Annotated in this window: 18 protein-coding genes; 5 read left to right on the top strand and 13 right to left on the bottom strand. The window is 61.5% G+C overall.

Annotated elements, in window-relative coordinates; genetic code table 11:
• Positions 1 to 57 precede the first annotated feature (57 nt).
• The 9 genes from Q1B16_RS05785 to Q1B16_RS05825 all read right to left on the bottom strand — a co-directional run bounded on the left by Q1B16_RS05785 (position 58) and on the right by Q1B16_RS05825 (position 10,050).
• Entirely contained in the window at positions 58 to 873 is an 816-nt protein-coding gene (locus Q1B16_RS05785) for a metallophosphoesterase (RefSeq protein WP_299785411.1), read from the bottom strand.
• Positions 870 to 1,778, bottom strand: coding sequence for a diacylglycerol kinase family protein (locus Q1B16_RS05790; RefSeq protein WP_299785413.1), 909 nt, complete (start codon positions 1,776 to 1,778; stop codon positions 870 to 872). Before Q1B16_RS05790 ends, Q1B16_RS05785 begins: the two co-directional genes overlap by 4 nt.
• A gap of 110 nt (positions 1,779 to 1,888) precedes the next feature.
• Entirely contained in the window at positions 1,889 to 3,124 is a 1,236-nt protein-coding gene (locus Q1B16_RS05795; RefSeq protein WP_299785415.1) for a hypothetical protein, read from the bottom strand.
• Between the two features lie 123 nt (positions 3,125 to 3,247).
• Positions 3,248 to 4,552, bottom strand: a complete 1,305-nt coding sequence (locus tag Q1B16_RS05800) for an FAD-dependent oxidoreductase (protein WP_299785417.1) — start codon at positions 4,550 to 4,552, stop codon at positions 3,248 to 3,250.
• A gap of 151 nt (positions 4,553 to 4,703) precedes the next feature.
• Complete coding sequence (ligD, locus tag Q1B16_RS05805; RefSeq protein WP_299785419.1) at positions 4,704 to 7,112, bottom strand: DNA ligase D; 2,409 nt, start codon at positions 7,110 to 7,112, stop codon at positions 4,704 to 4,706.
• Positions 7,112 to 7,948, bottom strand: coding sequence for a Ku protein (locus tag Q1B16_RS05810; protein ID WP_299785421.1), 837 nt, complete (start codon positions 7,946 to 7,948; stop codon positions 7,112 to 7,114). Before Q1B16_RS05810 ends, ligD begins: the two co-directional genes overlap by 1 nt.
• A gap of 208 nt (positions 7,949 to 8,156) precedes the next feature.
• A complete protein-coding gene (locus tag Q1B16_RS05815) occupies positions 8,157 to 8,357 on the bottom strand; it encodes a CsbD family protein (RefSeq protein WP_299785423.1) in 201 nt (66 codons plus the stop codon).
• Positions 8,358 to 8,453: 96 nt separating this feature from the next.
• Positions 8,454 to 9,707, bottom strand: a complete 1,254-nt coding sequence (locus Q1B16_RS05820) for a carbohydrate porin (protein ID WP_299785425.1) — start codon at positions 9,705 to 9,707, stop codon at positions 8,454 to 8,456.
• Positions 9,708 to 9,783: 76 nt separating this feature from the next.
• The gene (locus Q1B16_RS05825; RefSeq protein ID WP_299785427.1) at positions 9,784 to 10,050 is read right to left on the bottom strand and encodes a hypothetical protein; all 267 of its coding nucleotides are present in this window, start codon (positions 10,048 to 10,050) and stop codon (positions 9,784 to 9,786) included.
• 313 nt (positions 10,051 to 10,363) lie between these two features.
• Here Q1B16_RS05825 and Q1B16_RS05830 point away from each other — a divergent pair, with 313 nt between their 5' ends.
• Positions 10,364 to 11,287, top strand: coding sequence for a dihydrodipicolinate synthase family protein (locus Q1B16_RS05830; RefSeq protein ID WP_299785428.1), 924 nt, complete (start codon positions 10,364 to 10,366; stop codon positions 11,285 to 11,287).
• A gap of 35 nt (positions 11,288 to 11,322) precedes the next feature.
• Here the strand turns inward: Q1B16_RS05830 and ispD are convergent, their stop codons facing one another.
• The 4 genes from ispD to Q1B16_RS05850 form a co-directional block, all read right to left on the bottom strand.
• Positions 11,323 to 12,003, bottom strand: coding sequence for a 2-C-methyl-D-erythritol 4-phosphate cytidylyltransferase (gene ispD / locus Q1B16_RS05835; RefSeq protein WP_299785430.1), 681 nt, complete (start codon positions 12,001 to 12,003; stop codon positions 11,323 to 11,325).
• 151 nt (positions 12,004 to 12,154) lie between these two features.
• On the bottom strand, positions 12,155 to 14,314 hold the full coding sequence (gene purL / locus Q1B16_RS05840) for a phosphoribosylformylglycinamidine synthase subunit PurL (RefSeq protein WP_299785432.1): 2,160 nt from the start codon (positions 14,312 to 14,314) through the stop codon (positions 12,155 to 12,157).
• Between the two features lie 75 nt (positions 14,315 to 14,389).
• Positions 14,390 to 14,803 (bottom strand): YbaN family protein, encoded by a 414-nt coding sequence (locus Q1B16_RS05845; protein WP_299785434.1) that lies wholly within the window; start codon positions 14,801 to 14,803, stop codon positions 14,390 to 14,392.
• A 182-nt stretch (positions 14,804 to 14,985) separates the two neighbouring features.
• Entirely contained in the window at positions 14,986 to 15,897 is a 912-nt protein-coding gene (locus tag Q1B16_RS05850; RefSeq protein ID WP_299785436.1) for a LysR family transcriptional regulator, read from the bottom strand.
• 164 nt (positions 15,898 to 16,061) lie between these two features.
• Between Q1B16_RS05850 and Q1B16_RS05855 the strand changes: the two genes are divergently transcribed.
• The 4 genes from Q1B16_RS05855 to argC all read left to right on the top strand — a co-directional run bounded on the left by Q1B16_RS05855 (position 16,062) and on the right by argC (position 22,381).
• Positions 16,062 to 19,484, top strand: a complete 3,423-nt coding sequence (locus tag Q1B16_RS05855) for an indolepyruvate ferredoxin oxidoreductase family protein (RefSeq protein ID WP_299785438.1) — start codon at positions 16,062 to 16,064, stop codon at positions 19,482 to 19,484.
• A 168-nt stretch (positions 19,485 to 19,652) separates the two neighbouring features.
• Positions 19,653 to 20,456: a lysophospholipid acyltransferase family protein gene (locus tag Q1B16_RS05860; protein WP_299786010.1), complete on the top strand. Its 804-nt coding sequence runs from the start codon at positions 19,653 to 19,655 to the stop codon at positions 20,454 to 20,456.
• 32 nt (positions 20,457 to 20,488) lie between these two features.
• Entirely contained in the window at positions 20,489 to 21,301 is an 813-nt protein-coding gene (murI, locus tag Q1B16_RS05865) for a glutamate racemase (RefSeq protein WP_299785440.1), read from the top strand.
• 51 nt (positions 21,302 to 21,352) lie between these two features.
• On the top strand, positions 21,353 to 22,381 hold the full coding sequence (argC, locus tag Q1B16_RS05870) for an N-acetyl-gamma-glutamyl-phosphate reductase (RefSeq protein ID WP_299785442.1): 1,029 nt from the start codon (positions 21,353 to 21,355) through the stop codon (positions 22,379 to 22,381).
• Positions 22,382 to 22,434: the final 53 nt, after the last annotated feature.

The following is a 22,434-nucleotide window of genomic DNA, read 5'->3' on the forward strand; positions in this document are numbered from 1 at the left end:
ACCGGCGAACGTCGGTCCCCTTTTTTTACGCTCTTGTTGTGGTGGATAAGGGGCGCATCAGGGGCGATTGTCTGCCTCTATCGCGCGCCAGCCGGTCTCGCCGCGTTCAAATACAACGCTTTGTTCCTTGTGGAAATGAGCCACGTCCCGGCCGACATAGCGGTCAATTCGGGCCATCGCACCGTCCAGCGTCAGCAGGTTGAAATCGTTTTCCTGACCCCGCAACCGGTTCGAGAGGCCAGTTCCCGCATGCACTTGCAGAACCGCAGGCTCAGTGGGCGCCGAGGCAAATACATCCGCCCGCCAACTGTGAAGATGGCCGGACAGAACGATATCCGTCCCCAGCCGAGCCAATGCCGATATCGCGGCATCCGCGCCGCGCATCAGCTTTTTGCGTTCGCCGGGAAGGTGTTCCAACGGGTGATGGACGACCACGATCCGAAAAGCACTGTCCGGTGTGTCGGCAAAGCCTTGCTCTACGGTCCTGATGTCCTTCGCGTCGAACCAGCCTCGCTGCCAGCCCAGCGGATTGACCGAATTGATACCGATAATCGACCACTCGGGATCGTGCACCTGCGGTTCAAGATCGGTGGAAATCCACTTTCGATAGCGCCGCCAGGGCATGAAAATCCGCTCAGGCAGATTATCAAGCGGGGTGTCATGGTTCCCGGGCACCACGAGCACAGGGCTTTGCAGGCTGTCGATAAGATCACGGGCCTGCTTGAACTGCGAGGCGCGCGCGCGCTGCGTCAAATCGCCGGAAATCGCGACGATATCGGGTGCAAGCGCGTTGATCGTGTCGATCAGCGGGGGTAAAAGCTCGGGTCGGTCGCGCCCGAAATGCAGATCTGAGACATGCAGTAGCCGTTTCATCGTGTGCCTTCGTCTGAGCCCGGAGGCACGATCATATTGAGCGTGTCGTCGCTGAGGCCAATGCGGAAGGGTCCGGTCATGCGACGGCGTTCCCCATCGCACGCAACAAGAAGCTTCGACCGCTCGGTGGTCAGTTCGAAGCGATCACAGCAATACAGGTGGAAATCGCGATGCCGTGCGGCTTTGCCAAGCAACATGGCCGCTGCACTGCGCAACATGCCAAGGCGTCCTTGGTCTGGCGCGACCAGCATCGCCAGCTCGCCGTTTTCGATGCAGTCCGCGCCCTCCATGCCCATATGACGCAGTTGGAACGCATTGTTGAGGACAAAAATCATCGGCGTTCTGACCGTCTCGTTCGTGTCGTTATTCCTGATCGTTACCGTCAGGGGTTTCGGCCATTGAAACAACACCTTGAGAGCCGACCAATAGGCCGCGCCGCGGCTGCGGCCCCAGAAATTGTAGATATCCTCGCGGGATCGGAGGATCTGCGGGTAGAGACCGAAATTCGCGTTGTTCAGAAACACGGTGTCGTTCAAGAGGGCTACCCGCAGCGGCCGACTGTTCCCACGCGCAATGACCGCAACCGCGTCGTGCAGGTTTTGCGGGATATCCAGGGATCGCGCGAAATAATTGAATGTCCCGCGGGGCAGGATGCCAAAGCGACACTCTTTCCCCAAAAGGGCTTGCGCCACGCCACTGATGGTGCCGTCGCCTCCGGCGGCAATCACCGTCGTCGTTCCGCCCTCGATGACACGTGAGACCGTGTCATGCAGCGATTTTGCGGGATCGAGATGGACGATCTGCGGCGATAGACCCACCCGGTCGAACGCGGCCTGAATGTCCGAAGCGCTTGGTCCGGCGTGTTTCTTGCCGGAATGATCGTTGAGCAGAACACAAGGTTGCATGTCGTGTGATGCCGTTTCTGAAGGGGTCCACGCGTCGTGTATGCACTGTCCGCCATCATGCCGGGCAGGCAGGAAGGCCACACGCCATGTCCGCCGGCATGATGATTGGATCAATTGCTTTGCGATGTCTCATCTTCTTCGGACGCTTCACCACTGTTGTCAGAAGTCCCGTTCGCGGTGTTTTCCGCATCGGACCCGTCTTCCGATTGTGTCTCGTCTTCAGCCGGTTCAGTTGTTTCGCCCGAGTTCTGCTCGCCTTGCGCAGTAGCATCCGAATTTTCGGAATTGCCGTTCTGGTTCGTGCTGGCATCCGAGGAAGCGTTTTCGCTGCTGCCTTCGGCGGTTGCGGTGTCGTCTTCATTGGCTGAACTCGAGTCCGCTTGATCGTTAGCCGCGGAGTCCGCTTCCTCGTTCGCCGCAGATGTATCGCTGCCGTTTTCGTCACTTGCCGCAGGTATGTCGTCACCGGTTTCGGTCGTGGTCGCGGATTGTTCTGCGTTGATCGCATCGGTCATACGCTGTTCGATCTCGGCCAGACGGCTTGCGCGTTGATCCACATTCGTGGTGAGCTGTGTGACGAAGGTCTGCAATTCGGAGCGTTGCTCCTGCAACGCCTGAATATCTTCATTCAGGCCCGTCCGCGTCTCGGTCAATTGTGCGACGCTTTGTTCAAGCGTTTTCTGACGCTCGGTCATCTCGGCAAGCTCGGTTTCGATGGCGTCTCGCTCGGACTGGAGTGCATCGCGGGCAGCGGTTTGTTCTTGAACTTCGGTCTCCAAAGTGGCGGCCTCTTCCGACAGGCGTGCCGTGTCCTCGGTGAGGGTGGCCATAGTGTCCCGCAAGTCGGCCTCGGCCACGCGGGCCTCTTCCAGCCGCGTGTTTATGTCTTCGAGTTCTGTTTCCTGCGCGGCGATCTCTTCTTCGATGGCTGCGCGACGGGTGTCGAACGACGCGATTTCCTCGCGCATGGGCGCCACGCGATCTTCGAGGGACGACAGAGTCTCTTCTTGCCGGGCGACCTCTTCATTAAGAGCGTCCCGGCGTGCGGTCGCTTCGTCCAATGCGGCGCGGGTGGTGTCGAGATCGGACTGCGCCGTGGTTGTCTGGCTTGTCAGTTGTTCAAGTTCGGGTCGAAGCGTGTCGATTTCGGTGCGCAATTCATCGACCGTTCCGGCGGCATCCTGCTGTTCCTGCATCTGCAATTCCAGGGTCGCGACCTCTTGGGTCAAGCCTTCGCGCTCCTGCGCACCGGTGACACCGAAATAAATCGCGAGAACCCACCCGATGAACGCCGCCAGGCCCAACAGGAAAGTCTTGTTGCTCGAACTGGTATCGCTGCTGGCCATTGTCTGTCTCCTCGTCTGCAAATGCGCATCAGCGCGCCTTGTAATGATGTGACAACGGCAGGCTGTGGCGCTTGGTTCCCTGTCAGCCCGCATTTGGGGCCCAGAGAGGATAGACTGTCGGCGTCAATCGCGTCCGACGAATTCTTCTGCCGCGCCGGGATGAATGCCAGTGACGGCACGCGTATTGGAACCGACCAAGGCGGCGCCCAGAGCGGTGACGATATCCGGCGCGCTCGTGCCGAGGGCCGCGACACCCAAGAGCCCTTCGGACCCTTCCTTCACTTTCCGCCCGGTGCGTGCGGTCCAGTGCTCCGGCGGTGTCAATGCCGCCTCGATCAGATCGAAATCGACTTCCATCTCGACGTTGTCGAACTGTCCGATCTGCGCGATGGGCGGCATGGTGAACGCGGCACGCGCGACGAAGGAAAGGTCGATCAGGGGCGGGCATTCCGGTCCGTAAAGACGGTGAGCCAGAGTTTCGCCATCGCGCGTGGCCACGGGTGTCAGGGGCAGCCGGTCGGCGCAATCGCCGACGGCGAACACGCCCGGATGCGAGGTCTGCAAACCGTCATCGACGGCGAAGGCCCCGGACTCGGCGGTTTTCAGCGTTTCGGTGAACCCGCCGGGAAGGTCGGTGCGCGGCTCGCGTCCCGTCGCGACGACGACCTGGTCCACCGTGATGGTCGTGCCGTCATCCAACGAGACGCACATGCCGTCTGCCGCTTTTTCGAGCGCGGATGGCGTTTTCCCCAAATGCAGAGTTATACCACGGGCGCGCATCACCTCTGCGGTCAGATGTGCGATATCACTGTCAAATCCGGAAAGAACCCGCTCATTGGGATCGACAAGATGCACCTCTACCCCGAGGCCAGTGAAAATCGACGCGAACTCGCTTCCGATATATCCGGCACCCAATAACGCCAGTGAGCGGGGCAGGGTCGTCCAACCGAAGACGTCATCGCTGGTTTGTGCCAACTCCACGCCCTTGAAATCGGGAATTTTTGGCGTCGCTCCGGTCGCGAGAACAAGAGCGTTTGCCGAATAGGTGTCATCGCCGACTGTCACCGTTCGTGCATCGGTCACAATCGCTGTGCCGAACAGCGTTGTCACACCGGCCTGCCGAAGACTGTCGGAATAGCTTTGACGGATGATCTCCTGCTTCTCGGTGATCCGTTCTTGCAATATAGGGAAATCCGGGCGCGGAGGCGCGGGGGCCAGACCTTGTTCACAGGCGGCACGCAGACGCTCATGCGTCCAAGTGGCCTCCCACATGAGCTTCTTCGGCACGCACCCACGATTGACACAAGTGCCTCCGATGGCATCCTTTTCGATCAGGCAGACGGATGCTCCAAGCTGTGCTGCCGTTGTCGCGAACGCCACTCCGCCCGAGCCTCCACCGATGACGATCGTGTCGAATGTCCGGGTCAAGTTGCGCACTCCTTATGTCATGGAAAACCGGCTGAGGGACCGAGGGTTTGAAATCAAAGCCGACAGGTCCGGCGCCATGGCTGTTGAGCGATTAATTCGCGGGGCTGGCGTTTTGTTCCATCAGCCCTTTCGCTGAGGCGAGACCGCTGGGTCAGGACTTGAGCGCTGCCTCCAGCTTTGCGATCCTGGACTTACTCAAACCGACCGCGTCAGTCATGATATTCGGATCGTCGCGATCCTGCGCCGTTTCCAGATCGAATGCCGCGGCGCTCTTGATCTTTGCCAATTCGTCCCACGTCACCGGCACGGCCACCGGCGCACCGGGGCGCGCGCGCAGGGAAAACGGCGCGATCGCGGTCGATCCGCGTTCGTTGCGCAGCCAGTCGATGAAAATGCGGCCCTTGCGCTTGGCCTTGGACATCTGCGCGGTAAAGCGGTCGGGGTGCCGCGTGGCCAACAGTTCAGCAAAGACGCGGGCATAAAGTTTGACCGTGTCCCAACCCGCGACCCGGCGCAGCGGTACGACCACGTGGATTCCCTTGCCCCCCGACAGCAGCGGCCAGCTTGGCAGGTCGAGGTCCGTCAGCGTGTCGCGGATTTGAATGGCGGCCTCCTTCACATCGCCGAACCCCAGCCCCTCGTCCGGGTCGAGGTCGAAGACCAGACGGTCGGGCCGCTCCAGCCGGTCGCGGCGGCTGCCCCAGATATGGAACTCGATGGTGCCCATCTGTGCTGCGGCGACAAGCCCCTGTGCGTCGGTGACATACATGTAGGGTTCGCGGTTGCCGTCGCTTTCCTCGATCTCCAGTGTCTTGATACCCTCGGGAAAGCCCTTTCCGGCGTGTTTCTGAAAGAAGGACTGGCCCTTGAGCCCGTCCGGCAGGCGCAAGAGCGACAGCGGGCGGTCGGCGGCAGTCTCGAGGATGCGGTCGGCCATCGCCTCGTAATAGCGCGCGACATCGAGCTTGGTGAACTTCGCGCCGGGAAAGACCGGTCGGTCGGCCGAAGAAATGCCGATCCCGGCGACGGGAATGCGGTCGGACACGGCGGGCTCCCTATCGTTGTCGAGTGTCACGCTGCGGGCGGGTTTGTCTTCGCGCAAGCCGTGAAAGACCGCGTGGCGCAGGCGGCCGTCATCGGTGCGTTCGGCATAGGCGATCTCGGCCACCAGTCGCGGGGTGATCCACTGCACGCCGCGCGCCTCGCTTGCGGGCAGATCGGCGGGCGGTGTCTTGCGCGCCAGTGGTTTCATCGCGCTCGCCAGCGCCTCCATCTGGTCGGCGTCGAACCCGGTGCCGACCTTGCCGACATAGACCCAGCCGTCACCGTCCGCCGCGCCGAGGGCCAGCGAGGCGAAGGGCCGCCCGCGCTTGTCGCTTTCCTGCCAGCCGAGGATGACGAACTCGTCGCGCCGTTCGCATTTGATCTTGTACCACGCCTTGGTCCGGGTGCCGCGATAGGGCGCATCCATGCGTTTGGCGATCAGCCCTTCGCCGCCCGCACCGCAGATCGTGGTGAAGGCGTCCTGAGCATTCTCGCGGATCACCGGGGACAGTTGCGCAGGGCCGAGCGGGGGCAGGGGGGAGAACAGCTTGTCCAACGCGGCGCGGCGGTCGGTCAGGGGCTGGTCGGTCATGTCCTGCCCGTCGCGCGACAGCAGGTCGAAGGCATAGAAACGGAACGGCCCGCCCGCGGTGATCGCCTTTTGCAGGTTGGAAAACCCCTGCAACCCGGCGCCCGCGACGATCTCGCCGTCGATCAGCGCGGCGTCGCAGGCGATATCCTCAAAGGCGGGAAGCAGGCTTTCGAACCGGTCGGTCCAGTCCTTGCCGTTGCGGGTGAAGACGCGCGGGCCGTCTTTCCCCAGCGCCAGAAGCGCACGGTAGCCGTCGAACTTGACCTCGTGCCACCAGCCTTCGCCCGCGACCATCTCGGACGAAAGCGTCGCCAGTTGCGGCTTGGCGAAGAGCGGGCGCTTGCCATGATGGGTGTCCAAGGACTGCTTCTCCGCGGTGATCTCGCGGAAGGTCCGGTGCGTGGCGACCGAGCGGCGGTAGCGGGTGACCGGATCGCGCGCGCCGGCGGCGGCGTCATCGGCCTTGGTCAGCAGCCAGTTTTCGCGCTTTTCCCTGGTCTTCATGCGAATGAGATGCCAGTCCCCCGCCAGACGCGCGCCGTGCAGGCGCAGATGAAGGTGGCCCTTGGCCAGCCCCTTGTCCACGGGAATCAGCGGTTCCCAATGGCCGATATCCCACAGCATGACGGTGCCCGCGCCGTAGTTGTCCTTCGGGATCGTGCCCTCGAAGGTCAGGTAGCTGAGCGGATGATCTTCCGTGCGCACGGCAAGGCGTTTATCGCTTGTGTCGAAGGACGGCCCCTTGGTGACGGCCCAGGACAATAGCACTCCGTCCCATTCCAGCCGCAGGTCGAAATGCAGCCGCGTGGCGTCGTGTTTCTGAATGCTGTAGCGCGGGGCGAGGTGACGCGCGGCGTGGGCCTCGGACGGCTCGGGCGTGCGGTCGAAATCCCGCATCTCGATATAGCGGTCGAGGCTGCCCATCAGGCCGATTTCTCGGACCGCGACGTGGATTTCTTCTTGGTCCCGCCGCCGTCTTTCTTGAGGCTTTCCTTCAACGCCGCCATCAGGTCCACCACGTTTTCGCCCGACGCGCCGTCATCGTCCCCGGCCTTGGCGCGGGGCGTTTTCTTGGACTTGCGCTTGCGCTCGATCAGGTCGCGCAAGGCTTCGTCATAGCGGTCGGTAAAGGCGGAAGCGTCGAAGCTGTCGGTCTTGCGATCGATCAGCTGCGTCGCGACCTCAAGCAACTCTTCGTCCGCGGATTCGTCCGCGATCTCGTTGAACAGCGGATCGGCCTCCTTGATCTCGTCGGCGTAATGCAGCGTTTCGAGCAGGATGCCGTCGCCACAGGGACGCAGGGCGCACAGATATTCCTTGCCGCGCATGGTCAATTGCCCAAGACCCACCTTTTCGGCCTGCCGCAGCGCATCGCGCACCACGCGGTAGGCGTCTTCGGCCAGATCGTCGGTGGGGATCACGTAGTAGGGACGGTCGTAGTAAAGCGGCGGAATCTCGGACAGGCCGACGAATTGCACCAGTTCGAGGGTTTTCTTCGTCTCCAGCTTGATCGCGTCCACCTCGTCTTTTTCGAGCAGCAGATATTCGTCGTCGCCCAACTCGTAGCCCTTGAGGATGTCCTCTGTCTTGACAGGCCCGATGCCCGGCACCGTCTTTTCGTAGCGCACGCGCTTGCCGGAGGGGCCGTGGATTTGCCGGAAGCTCACTCGCGCGCCGGATTTGGTGGCGGAATGGATTTCCACCGGAATGCTCACCAGCGACAACCGAAGCTGCCCTTTCCAGACTGCGCGTGATGCCATCATGTCCTCCTTTTTCAACTACCTAACGCCGAATTGAGCGCCAAAGTTGCCTTGCGCCAGTCGAGGGTTGGCGGAGCGCTCTGCGCCACAGCCTTCTTTTGGGCCGTTGATGCCCAGAGCATCTTGTTCTGCGAAGCGCTGATACAAAAAGCCCGCACCCATTGTCCGGGCGCGGGCTGATTCTCGTATCCAAAGGAAGATGGCCTAATCAGGCTGCGTTATTCGACCAAGCGTCGACTTCGCGTTCTGCCTCTTCTTTCGATTTTCCGTATTTTTCCTGGATGGCACCGACAAGCTTGTCGCGATCACCTTCGACCTGTTGCAGATCATCGTCGGTGAGCTTGCCCCATTGGCGCTTGGCTTCACCCTGCATCTGTGTCCATTGGCCTTTGATTTGGTCCCAATTCATGAGTGCCCCCTTTCGGTGTTTCAGTGTTACAGGCAGACAACGACCAGCGCCGCTGGAAGGTTCCTGAACTTTGGCCCGATACGGGCAGATGACCGCTTACCAGAAATGTTCCACCTGAATACCGAAGTTGACGCCGTCGCGACCGTCATAGCCGGACGCGATCCCGCTGTCTTCGGCCGCTTCGTCCCATGCGGCGTACGTGCCATAGACCCGGACCACGGGGCGATCGAAAAAATCGGGCCCCGACGGCTTCCATTCGATCGCGGCTGTCAACTTGCCCAAACTGCGTGATGGCCCGCTTTCGGGGACCACGTGATCGATACCGGCTTCGACCGCGAGATAGGTCTCATCTCTCAACTGCCAGATCGGACGCGCGCCGATGGAATACCAGTCTTCGAGATCGGATCGCACTTCCGCCACGGCAGTCGCCTGAATCGAGAACGCGTCGGACGCGTTCCAGAGATATTGACCGACGCCACGAACTGTCCGCCAGTCATCGGGCGCATCCGCGTCGGAGGCGAAGGACAAAGAGTGGCCCGCGCCCCAACCGGTTTGAAGCGCGAATGTCCAAGCGCCGCCGCGCGGATCTTCGTAGCTCAATTCGGCAGTGACCATCCCGCCGCCGTCGTTTCTGGCATCAAGGTCGTCATCGGGAAAACGGTAGTCCGCGCCCAGGGTGAGCGTCGTGCTGTCTGACAGTGTGATGTCCTCGATCCGCGCGTCCACGCGGGTATAGGCATCGCCGTCGTCCCATGCGCTTTCAAAGCTGCCGCCACTATGGGTGAATACTGCAAGTGCCCCCGTGCCGAACCCGAGTTCGACATCCTCGATCCCGACACCGGTGCCGGTGGCGTCCCAGTAATAGAAGTCGTTGATGTGCACATCGGATCGCTTGTAGAATCGATGCCCGAACCAGATTTGCGCATCGGCAAATGCGCCGCCGCCCAAGACCCGCCGCGCCCCGAACCACGCCTCTTCCCCGTAAAAATCAAAATCGTCGAAGTCGTTTATCGGCGTGCCGACGGCACTGGCCCGCAGGTTGAAGGTGAAGAGGGGGCCGGTGTTTTCGTCGCCAAGGCTCAGGGTGAAGCCGGGTTCGAGATAGATCTCGCATTCATTCCCAAGTCGATATTTGGCCCCGGCACCGGGCAATTGAAAACAGCCCTGATCCTCTCCATCCGATGCTACTCCCAGACCGGCCCGCAGATAACCAAAGCTTTCGAGCCGCGCATTTCCGTTGGTCCCGTCGGTTTGGCCATGTGCGAGGGTTGGACTGATCAGAAGACCGAACCCGACCAACCGGCAGATGGTGTTCAGCGATGTGTGTCTGTTGAAATGAAGCCAAGACATTGTTTTGCCACTGTGTTTCATATCCTGATGCACAAAGGCGAACCGAGGTCGCCAAAGGCCATTGGTTCGCCGAGCCCTAACGCGCGCGAAGCGCAACTCCGAGAAAGATGCCGAAACCGATGGCACCGAGCATGGCGAGTGTCGGGTTTTCCTGCACGAACCGTTTGCCGCGCAGCGATGCCTGGGTTGCGGTGTCGTTGATTTGGCGGTGCGCTTCGTCGGCCACCTCGCGCGCTTGCGTGTCTCTCGCAGTATTTCGTGCCTTGCGAAGTAGCCCCGTCGATCCGGAGCTATCGTTTTGCGGTATGTAGGTTTGGGTCGTGTCGGGATGATAGGTTGTCATGCGACGTCTCCTTTTCCCGGTTTAACCTGCAAATCGGCGGTACGGTTCCGAAACGCGTTTGAAGTTGCCTCAGCGGTGGCGTCACTCGGATCGATGACAGCCATTTCACTCGGTCGCGGCTAACACCACATCATGCCGATATGGCTGGAGCCGCTCGGCAGCCGTGTTCAAGCCAGTGAATATTTCGGCTGTTCCGCTTGCACTTCTGCCGGGATGATTTGAAGTATTGATTCCTGATGCATACCAAGCCATGGGCGGGTGAACTTTTACTCATTCGAACCACCGTGGTTCCTGCGCATGGAGAGGACACACCATGACACAGCTCACCACCGACGCCGCAGGCGTTTACGTCATCGCCGTCACGCCGTTTCACCCCGACGGGCGCATCGATATGGAGAGCTGCGACCGCATGGTGGATTTCTACCTTGAGGCCGGGGCCACGGGGCTGACCGTCCTTGGCATGATGGGCGAGGCCCCAAAGCTGACGGTGGAGGAATCGCGCGACGTGGTGGCGCGCATCCTGACGCGGGTGGCGGGCCGGGTGCCGGTGGTCGTCGGGGTCTCCGCGCCCGGGTTTGCGCAGATCGACGCTCTGACCCGGATGGTGATGGACCTGGGCGCGGCGGGGGTGATGGTGGCGCCGCCGGGCAGCCTGCGGACGGACGATCAGATCGTGACCTATTACACGCAGGTGGCCGACCTTCTGGGCGATGTGCCTTTCGTGCTTCAGGACTTTCCGCTGGCCACAGGCGTGCAGATTTCACCGAAGGTGATCACGCGTATTTTCAATGACGTGCCGACTTGTGTTTGCCTGAAACACGAAGACTGGCCGGGGCTTGAGAAAATCACCGCGTTGCGCGCGCCGGGCATGATCGACCGACGTATCTCGATCCTGTGTGGCAATGGCGGGCTGTACCTTCCCGAGGAAATGGGCCGTGGTGCCGATGGGGCAATGACCGGATTTGCCTATCCCGAGATGATGGTGAGCGTCGTCGAGCACATGAGCAAAGGTGATGCAGATCGCGCGCAGGATATCTTCGACGCCTATCTGCCGCTGGCCCGGTTCGAGCAGCAACCCGGTCTGGGCTTGGCCATTCGCAAGTATACGTTGGCCAAGCGGGGGATCATCGCGCATGACGCGCTGCGCAAACCCGGTGCTGCCTTGAGTGACCTTGCCCGCGCCGAGGTGGATCGCCTGATCGCGCGACAGGAGAAGCGACTGGCGGAGTTGGGGTAGGGTCGATGAGGTGTTCAGGGGAGCGCCCGGATTTATTACTCGGACAGCGTCTGAATGTCCCTTTTTGCCCGTTCGTAATCGGCTTGGGTCGTGATCTTGTAGTTCTGCTCTGACCCGGGCACGAGCGTGACCTGCATCCCGGCCTGACGGGCCACGGCGACGTCATCTGCCCCGGTGCCATCATGGGTTCGGTGGGCCTGCAAGATGCTGTGATACCGGAAACCCTGTGGTGTCTGAGCGCGCCAGAGGCCCTCGCGGGGGATCGGGTCCTTCGCTAAACGACCGTCGGAACTCCAAAGCGCATCGACCACGGGCAGGGCAGCGCAGGCGCCTTCGCTCGTGTGCAGGGCAGTGATTACCTCGCTGATGATCTGTTCAGAGATAAAGGGCCGTGCGGCGTCGTGGATCAGCACTTGGTCAGGCTGGGCATCCTGAAGGCTCTCCAGACCCTCGCGCACCGAGAATGCGCGCGTGGCACCTCCGTCAACCGGGGGGCGCAGACGATCATCGGAGAGATCCCCGAGAGCCTCGTGGAATAGCGCGACATCCCCGGGGTGGATCACGGGCACGACCCAATGAACCGCCGGAACTCGCAAAAAGGCGTCGATGGACAAGCGGATCGGCGTGCTGGTGCCAAGGCTCAGGTATTGCTTGGGCCGTTCGGACCCCATGCGTGTCCCGCGCCCGGCGGCGACAATGATCACGGCAACCGTCACATGGGCACCTGAAAGCCGTCTTGGCAGAGCTGACTGTCCAATCCGCTGCGACGCTTTTCACTCACGTGTGGTTTCCTTCCGATGCCCCTAAAGCCGTATGAAAGTTGAGGATGTCAGACAAGCGGTCTTGCCTGCGGTCGGGCAGGCAGATCTAGGCGAAGTGGCCGGCAAACGCATTGCGGTGCAGGTCGGTCAAGTCGGCCAATGGGGCTTCGGAACCACCGATCCTGACCGTGTCGCCCGTGAACCGGCCCACGGAAGCGATGGGGACGCCCGCCTGACCTGCGGCGATCATCAGCGCCTCGGCCTGGTCGAAATTGCACCCGATAAGGTAGCGGCCCTGATCTTCGCCGAAAAGTTGTGCCTGATCGGTCTCGTCGATCACCACGCCGACACCCGACGCGCTGGCCATCTCGAAGGCTGCAAGCGCGAGACCGCCATCGGACAGGTCGGTGCAGGTCTTGATGAGGTCGCGGTTGTTGCGGATGAATTCGCCGTTGCGCCGCTCCGCGATCAGGTCGACCGCCGGTGCATCGCCATCCTCGCGGTTGAACACCTCATAAAGCAGGGCGGATTGGCCGAGATGGCCGTGTGTCTCACCGATCAGCAGCGCCACATGCCCGTCGCGGGCGCGGCCCAGGATCGGCTCTTCGTCGGCGGCAATCAGACCCACCGCCCCGATGGTGGGGGTGGGCAGGATGCCTTGCCCGTCGGTTTCATTGTAAAGCGACACGTTGCCGGACACGATGGGCATGTCCAGCGCCTCGCAGGCGCGGCCGATGCCCTGGATCGCGCCGACGAACTGACCCATGATCTCGGGCTTCTCGGGGTTGCCGAAATTGAGGTTGTCCGTGGTCGCAAGCGGTTTGGCCCCGACGGCGCACAGGTTGCGGAACGCTTCGGCGACCGCCTGCTTGCCGCCCTCGACCGGGTTCGCCTTGACGTAGCGCGGCGTCACGTCCGAGGTGAAGGCCAGCATCTTGTCGGTGCCGTGAACGCGGATCACGCCCGCGCCCCAACCGGGACCTTCGACCGTGTCGGCCATCACCATCGTGTCGTATTGTTCGAACACCCAGTTGCGGGCGCAGTAGTTCGGGCTTCCAATAAGCGCCTTGAGCGCGTCGATGGGATCGACCGCTGGAACTTCGGCCAGTTGCGCAGGGGCCTCCGTCGGTTCCCAAGGGCGGTCGTATTCGGGGGCAGAGGACGAGAGGCGCGACAGCGGCATGTCGGCCTTTACCTCGCCATGATGAACGATCAGGAACCTGTCTTCGTCGATGGTCTCGCCGACGATGGCGAAATCGAGATCCCATTTGTCGAACACCGCGCGGGCTTCGGCCTCTTTCGCCGGGTCGAGAACCATGAGCATGCGTTCCTGGCTTTCCGACAGCATCATCTCGTAGGCGGTCATGTTCTCTTCGCGCTGCGGCACTTTTTCAAGATCGAGCCGGATGCCGAGCTTGCCCTTGTCGCCCATTTCCACGGCGGAACAGGTCAGGCCCGCCGCACCCATGTCCTGAATGGAAATGACAGCGCCGGTTTGCATCAGCTCCAGACACGCCTCCATCAGGCGCTTTTCGGTGAAGGGATCGCCCACCTGCACGGTAGGGCGCTTTTCCTCGATACTGTCGTCGAATTCAGCGCTGGCCATTGTTGCTCCGCCGACACCATCTCGACCAGTCTTGGCACCCAGATAGACGACAGGGCGCCCCACGCCGCTGGCGGCGGAGTAGAAGATCTTGTCCGCGTCGGCCAACCCTGCGGCAAAGGCGTTCACCAGACAGTTGCCGTTATAGGCCGGATGGAACCGCACCTCTCCACCCACGGTGGGCACACCGAAGCAATTGCCGTAACCGCCGATGCCTTCGACCACGCCATGCACAAGGCGGCGCGTCTTGGGGTGATCCTTTTCGCCGAAGCTGAGCGCGTTCATCGCCGCGATGGGTCGCGCGCCCATCGTGAAGACGTCGCGCAGAATACCGCCCACACCCGTCGCCGCGCCCTGATAGGGTTCGATGTAGGACGGGTGATTGTGGCTCTCCATCTTGAAGACCACGGCCTGACCGTCACCGATATCCACGACGCCCGCGTTCTCGCCGGGGCCGCAGATGACTTGGGGGCCGGTGGTGGGCAGGGTCTTGAGGTGGATCTTCGACGACTTGTAGGAACAATGCTCGTTCCACATGGCGGAAAAGATCCCCAACTCGGTGAAGGTGGGTTCGCGGTTCATGATCCGCAGGATCTCGGCGTATTCATCGGCATTGATGCCGTGCGCGGCGATCAGGTCTTCGGTGATGGCTGGGTCTTGCATGGTGGCAGTCCTGTCGGCAGGCAGTTTGCGGCTTCATAGGACATGACCCGGCGCAGCACAACGACCTGCGGCGGCTCAGGCCGAAGGACGGCTCAGCACGAAGAGCGCCGCCGCGCCAAGGCAAACGGCCTGAATGACAAGCACGTGGTTGGGTACCGCAAAGAGAACGCTGGCCAGAAACGCGGCGCTCATCATGATTACGGCGATTGCCTTGTGCCGAGGGGCGATGGCACCGCGCGTTTCCCAATCCCGGATCGGGCCGCCGAAAACAGGGTGATGCTCGAGCCAGCGCCGCAACCGCGGAGAGCTTTTGCCGAACGCGAAGGCCGCCAGCAAAACGAAAGGCGTCGTCGGCAGCACCGGCAGCGCAATCCCGACCAGGCCCAACACCAAGGCGACAAACCCCAATGTCAGCCAGAACGGACGCGCAAGAAGATCCCAGCGAATTTTGATGTCACGTCTCCCGGGTTGCAGTCGTGCCGGTCGCATGTGCGAAAAAAAGGCCGAGCAAAAAGCTCGGCCGAAGTCCAACAGGGAGGTATGAAGATGATGCACAATTCAGCGCGTCATCTCATAACTGCCAAATATGTCAGCGCCGGCATGTATGGCAAGGGTTGTAGCATATTACATGCGACATTCCCGTTATGCGTGAGGCGCATGGGTCACACTTTTCAGGGCTGCTCCGCTTCCAAAGCCTTGCGTGTCTGGCGGTGTGCAAAAATCTCTTCCTGCACGAAATCGCGGAACGCGGCGATCCGTTTAGATTGTCGCAGCTCTTCGGGATAGGCAAGGAAAACAGGCACTTCAATGGATTCAACGTCCGGCAGAACGCGTTTGACGCTTGGGAAATCCTCGATGATGTAATCGGGCAAAACGCCGATGCCAAGGCCCGAAAGCACGCTTTGCAGCACGCCGAAGTAATTGTTCACCGTCAGCGTCGACCGTATGTCATAGGTCAGCAACTGTTGCACAAGCATCATGCCCGCACTGACCTGCGCTGCACGGGGATTCTGGCAGATCAGACGATGGTTCGCGATATCCTCGATGGTTTCCGGCGTTCCGTTCTCGGCGAGGTATTCCGGCGACGCGTAGAGCCGCATGCGGATCGCCATCAGCTTTTTGCGGATCAGGTCCGCCTGGCTCGGTTCCTTCATGCGCACAGCGACATCCGCCTCGCGCATCGGCAAGTCGAGAACGCGCTCTTCCAGCATCAGGTCGATCTTGAGGTCTGGGTATTTCTCGTAGAGCTTCGGCAGACGCGGCGCGAGCCAGAGCGATCCGAAACCGATCGTCGTGGTGACGCGCAGTTCGCCGAAGACCTCTTCTTCGCTGTCGCGGATGCGCGCGGTCGCGGCCTCGATCCGTTTGTTCATGGACCGGGTGGCGTCAAAGAGCAATTCGCCCTGCTCGGTGAGAATCAGCCCGCGTGCGTGGCGGTGGAACAGAACCGTATTCAACGACTCCTCGAGCGCGCGAATCTGACGTGACACGGCGGATTGCGACAGGTGGAGCGAGTCGCCCGCATGGGTAAGGCTCCCTGCGTCGGCCACCGCGTGAAATATTCTGAGCTTGTCCCAGTCCATCTTGTACACTTTCAATCGTTGGACGCCGTTTACATGACACAATCACATATATGAACGACTTCTTTGTGATCACTGAAAATTCAAAATAAATCTGTGGTAAGGTCAGCATTTATGACCTAAATTTATGCTAAACTACAGGCACATTTCACGCAGGGAGGCGTCAAATGACCAAAGCAGAGATCACACTGAACGACCGCTTCGACCTGGCCAAATCGCCGGTTCTTCTCAACGGCACGCAAGCGCTGGTACGGCTCATGCTGATGCAGAAGGCCCGTGACGTCGCCGCCGGTCTGAACGCCGCCGGGTATGTCACCGGATATCGTGGGTCTCCGCTTGGGGCGGTCGATTTGCAGATGCAGCGCGCGGAACGCTTCCTCAAAGCGGCGGACGTGACCTTCAAGGAGGGGCTGAACGAAGATCTCGCCGTCACGGCGCTCTGGGGGTCGCAACAGGCCGAACTGCGTGGTGAGGGGCGCTACGATGGCGTCTTTGGTCTTTGGTACGGCAAAGGGCCGGGAGTGGACCGATCGGGCGACGCGATGAAACACGCCAACATGGCCGGGACGTCGCCGCATGGTGGGGTGCTCATGGCGATGGGGGACGACCACACGGGGGAATCCTCGACCGTTCTGCACCAATCCGAATGGGCGATGATCGACGCCTACATGCCCGTGGTGTCGCCTGCGGGTGTCCAAGAAGTGCTGGATTACGGGCTCTACGGCTTTGCCCTGTCGCGGTTTTCGGGGCTTTGGGTCGGTCTCAAGACGATGAAGGACACCGTCGAAGTGACCTCGGTCGTCGATGGTCGTCCCGACCGGATGTCCTTTATCACGCCGGACTTCGACATGCCCGAGGGCGGTCTCAACATCCGGCTCGCTGATACGCCGCACGCGCAGGAAGCGCGGATGATCGACTATAAACGCTTCGCCGCCGAGGCGTTCTCCCACGCCAACAAGATGGACAAGCGCGTCTGGGGCAAGCCGGGTGCGAAGATCGGGTTCGTCGCGGCAGGCAAGAACTGGCTTGACCTGGTGCACGCGCTGTCGCTCTTGGGCATTGACGAGGCCGAGGCCGAACGCCTGGGGATCACAACCTACAAGGTCGGCCAGACCTGGCCGCTGGATATGCTGGGCTTCCACGACTGGGCCGAGGGGCTCGACCTGATCGTGGTCGTCGAGGAAAAGCGCAAGCTGATCGAGGTGCAGATCAAAGAGGCGATTTTCGACGACCGCAAGGGCCGCCGCGTTTGGGGCTGGCACAAGGGCGGCGGTGCCGGGTCGATGCACGGGCCGGAGCTTTTCCAGACGCGGGGCGCGCTGGACCCGATCCTGATTGCCGAACGTCTTGGGCAGATCCTGATCGAGGAAGGCCGAGATACGGATCGCATCAAGGCCGGGATGCAAGCCCTTGATGAGGCACGCAAAGCTGACAACGCCGAAGAGATCGCCGCGCGGCTTCCGTATTTTTGTTCGGGCTGTCCGCACAACACGTCGACCAAGGTTCCGGAGGGCAGCCGCGCCTATGCCGGGATCGGCTGTCACTACATGGTGCAATGGATGGACCGGGAAACGCTGGGTTTCACCCATATGGGGGGCGAAGGCGCGAACTGGATCGGCGAGTCGCTGTTTTCCAAAACGCCCCATGTCTTTCAGAACCTGGGCGACGGAACCTACAACCATTCCGGCGTTCAGGCGATCCGCGCCGCTCTCGCGGCGGGCACCACGATCACCTACAAAATCCTCTACAACGATGCCGTCGCCATGACCGGTGGTCAGAAGAACGACGGCGGCCTGACGCCGCAGCAGATCGCGGCGGAACTTCAGGCGATGGGGGTGAAGTATCTCGCGGTCGTCTATGACGAAAAGGAAGACGTGAACTTCAAAGCCTTCCCGCAAGGCATTGAATTCTCGGAACGCGCGGATTTGCAAACCGTGCAGGAAAAGTTTGCAAAGACGCCCGGCGTGAGCGCCATCGTCTATATCCAGACCTGCGCCGCCGAAAAGCGCCGCCGCCGCAAGCGCGGGCAGTTTCCCGATCCAGACAAACGCGTGTTCATCAATACAGATGTCTGCGAAGGCTGTGGCGATTGCGGCGTGCAGTCGAACTGCGTGTCCATCGTGCCGAAAGAAACCGAGCTTGGCCGCAAGCGGGCGATTGATCAGTCGTCCTGCAACAAGGATTATTCCTGCCTCAAAGGGTTCTGCCCGTCATTCATCACGCTTGAAGGCGCGCAGGTCAAAAAGGCCGCCACGGCTGAAATCAGCCTGCCGGACATGCCGGACCCCAGCCTGCCCGCCATCGACGGCACCTGGAACATGGTCGTCACCGGCGTCGGCGGCACCGGCGTTGTCACCATCGGCGCGGTGTTGGCGCAGGCCGCACAGATCGACGGCAAAGGCGCGGGCATGATGGAGATGGCCGGCCTCGCCCAAAAGGGTGGCGCGGTGCATATCCACCTGCGGCTGGCGAACACCCCCGCCGATATCAGCGCCATTCGCGTGGCCACCGGCGAATGCGATGCGCTGATCGGCGGCGATCTGGTGGTCAGCGCCGGGGCCAAGACGCTGGGCCTCATGCGGACGGGCCGCACCGGAGCAGTGGTGAACGCGCACGAGATCATCACCGGTGACTTTACCCGGAACACCGAATTTGCATTGCCAACCGACAGGTTACGCCTCGCTCTTGAAGCGCGGATCAGGGACCGGCTGGACCTGTTCGATGCGTCCGAGCTGGCGAAGGCGACGCTTGGGGATTCGATCTTTTCCAACATGATGATCCTTGGCGCGGCGTGGCAGCGCGGGTTGGTGCCGCTCAGTTATGACGCGATTGTTCAGGCGATCGAACTGAACGGTGCGGCGGCGGAAAAAAACATCCGCGCCTTCGAGATCGGTCGCTGGGCGGTGCTGCACCCCGAAGACGCGGCGCGGGTTGCCGAGCCCAAGGTCATCGCGATGCCCAAGACACTGGACGAGAAGATCGCGTTCAGATTTGACCATTTGGTAAAATATCAGGGCAAGCGCTACGCCAAGCGCTACATCAAGCTGGTCGATCAGGCATCCGATCCCCGCCTGAAAGAGGCGGTGGCGAAAGGGTATCACAAGCTCTTGGCCTACAAAGACGAATACGAGGTCGCGCGCCTGCACCTCGACAGCCGTGCGAAGGCCGCGGAACAGTTCGGTGGCGACTTCAAGATGTCCTTCCACCTTGCCCCGCCGATGCTGTCCAAGACCGGGCCGGACGGGCGCCCGGTGAAAAAGCAGTATGGCGAAGGGATGCTCAAGGGATTCGGCCTTCTGGCGAAACTGAAATGGCTGCGTGGCACGCCATTCGATCCCTTCGGACGCACAGAAGAGCGACGTATGGAGCGGGCTCTCATCAAGCAGTACGAGACGGACATGGCTGAATGGCTGCCGAAAGCGCGGCCCGAGACGATGGATGCGCTGGTCGCGCTGGCCGAACTGCCGCTTCAGATCAAGGGCTTCGGACCGGTCAAGCAGGCCAATGCCGCCAAGGCCGAGAAACGCCGCGAAGAATTGCTGGCGGTGTTGCGCGACGGGGGTGCCGGGTTCAAACAGGCAGCGGAGTGATGCGTCATAAAGGCGTGACACACATGGCATATCTTTGCGGAAAGATCGGGCCGCGCTAACAGGGCGCGGTCCTGTTGCTCTGGAGAGGGAATCGTGACGTCGTCCGCAATCCGTGAATTGTCCTACGCCCATTCCGCGCGGTCGAGACGCGGGCGCGCTCTGATCCGAATGATGGAAAACGCCACCGGCCGGCTGTCGCTCATCAAACGCGCCGCCGGGTATCAGGATGAGGTCGCGCAGGGCCGTGACTTCTGGCAGGTGATGATCGACCGCTACGGGTTGAGCCTCGATGTCATTGGCGGGTCCCTCGATACGATCCCGCGCCAAGGGCCTTTGATCGTCATTGCGAACCATCCTTACGGGATTTTGGACGGGTTGATCCTCGGGCATGTCTTGTCGGTCACGCGCGGGAATTTCCGCATCCTGGCGCACAAGGTGTTCCGCAAGGCCCAAGACCTTGACCGGATCATTCTTCCGGTGGATTTCGACAGTGGCAACGCGGCAGTCGCGCAAAACATAGCAACGCGCAGACTCGCGTTCGATTACCTGGTGCAGGGCGGGTGCATCGGCGTTTTCCCGGGTGGAACCGTGTCGACTGCGGCGCGGCCCTTTGCAAGACCGATGGATCCCGGCTGGCGCAATTTCACCGCGCGCATGATCGCCAAGTCGGACGCGACGGTTCTTCCGATCTACTTCGACGGTCAGACCAGCCGCCTTTTCCAGCTCGCCAGCCATCTGCACTCCACGCTACGCATGGGGCTTTTGCTCAAGGAGTTCCGGAACCGGGTCGATACCCCTGTGCGGATCGTCATCGGTGCGCCCATTCCGGCGCATGAAATCGCGCGACGCAAAAAAGACGCGAGAGAGCTGATGGATTTTCTCCGCAAAGCGACGTATGAGCTGTCTCCAACGCCGTTTGCATCTTTCGACTACGGCTTTGAATTTGAAGACCGGCAGAGGGCGCGGGGCTGATCGCCCACCCTTGCCGAGCGTGCGAGGGCGACATGGCGGTTGGTGTATTCGACAGCGGGCTGGGCGGTCTGACGGTGCTGGATGCCGTGTCCAAGCGTTTGCCCGACGTGCCCTTCGTCTACCTTGGCGACAACAAGCATGCGCCTTACGGCGTGCGCGATGCAAATGATGTCTATTCCCTGACCTGCGCCGCGACGGAACGGCTTTGGGATGCGGGGTGTGATCTGGTAATCCTCGCCTGCAACACCGCCTCGGCCGCAGCCCTGCGCCGGATGCAGGAGAACTGGATCCCCCGTGAAAAGCGCGTGCTGGGCGTGTTCGTGCCGCTGATCGAAGCTTTGACCGAACGGCAATGGGGCGACAATTCCCCGCCGCGCGAGGTCGCGGTCCAACACGTCGCCCTGTTTGCGACACCCGCGACCGTTAGCAGCCGCGCGTTCCAACGCGAGCTGGCCTTCCGCGCCATCGGTGTGGATGTGGAGGCGCAGGCCTGTGGCGGTCTGGTCGACGCGATCGAGGAGGGCGACATGATCCTGGCCGAAGCGCTGGTGCGGTCCCACGTGGATGCGCTCAAGCGGAAGATGCCGACCCCGCAGGCGGCCATTCTCGGCTGCACCCACTATCCGTTGATGCAGGATATCTTCCAGGACGCGCTTGGGCCTGACGTCGCCGTCTACAGCCAGGCCAACCTCGTGGCGGAGTCGCTCGCCGATTACCTCAAGCGCCATCCCAACATGATGGGCTCGGGAGAGCAGTCGATGTTCCTGACCACAGGCGACCCGAAGCGTGTGTCGGATCACGCGACGCAGTTCCTCCGACGACGGATCCAGTTCGAGGCCGCCTGAGCCTCGCCCTTTGCAAGTTTCAATTCCCTTTTCGTCACGGAGAGTGACCCCATGACCTGTAAAATCGCCATCATCGGTGCCAGCGGCTATACCGGAGCCGAATTACTGCGCCTCATCGCCACTCATCCCGACATGGAAATCGCGGCCTTGGCCGCGAATTCCAAGGCCGGGCAGACCATCGCGCAGGTGTTTCCGTTCCTGCGCCATCTGGACCTCCCTACGCTCGTCACCTGGGAAGAGATCGATTTCTCGCAGATCGACCTCTGCTTCTGCGCCCTGCCGCACAAAACCAGCCAGGAGGTGATCTCGAAACTGCCGACTAACCTAAAGACTGTCGATCTGTCGGCGGATTTCCGGCTGCGTGATCCGGCGGCATACGAAAAGTGGTACGGCAACCCGCACGCCGCCGTCGACATGCAGAAAGAGGCGGTCTACGGCCTGACCGAATTCTACCGCGACGCCATTCGGGATGCGCGGCTGGTGGCCGGAACCGGCTGCAACGCTGCGACAGGCCAATACATCCTGCGGCCGCTGATTGCGGACAAGGTGATCGGATTGACCGACATTATCCTTGATCTGAAATGCGCCGTGTCCGGCGCGGGCCGGTCGCTCAAGGAAAACCTGCTCCACGCCGAACTGTCCGAGGGCACAAACGCCTATTCCGTCGGCGGCACACATCGGCATTTGGGTGAATTCGATCAGGAATTCAGTGCTTTGGCAGGCGAAGAGGTGCGGGTGCAATTCACGCCGCATCTGATCCCGGCGAACCGGGGGATCCTTGCCACCTGCTATGTCAGCGGAGAGGCGGGGACCGTGCACGACACCTTGGCCAAAGCCTATTCCGACGAGCCGTTCATCGAAGTGTTGCCGTTCGGCGAAACGCCCTCGACCCACCACGTGCGTGGATCGAATTTCTGTCACATCGGGGTGACGGGCGACCGCATCGACGGGCGCGCGATCGTCGTGGCCGCTCTCGACAACCTGACCAAAGGCTCTTCGGGACAGGCGTTGCAGAATGCGAACCTGATGCTGGGGATCGAGGAAACCACGGGCCTGATGCTCGCGCCCTGTTTCCCCTGAAGGGTATCTGAGGGTCTCTAGCGGATGTGAGCCATCCGCGGCTTGCCTTTGCC

Source organism: uncultured Marivita sp., assembly GCF_947488135.1.
Classification (GTDB): Bacteria; Pseudomonadota; Alphaproteobacteria; order Rhodobacterales; family Rhodobacteraceae; genus Marivita.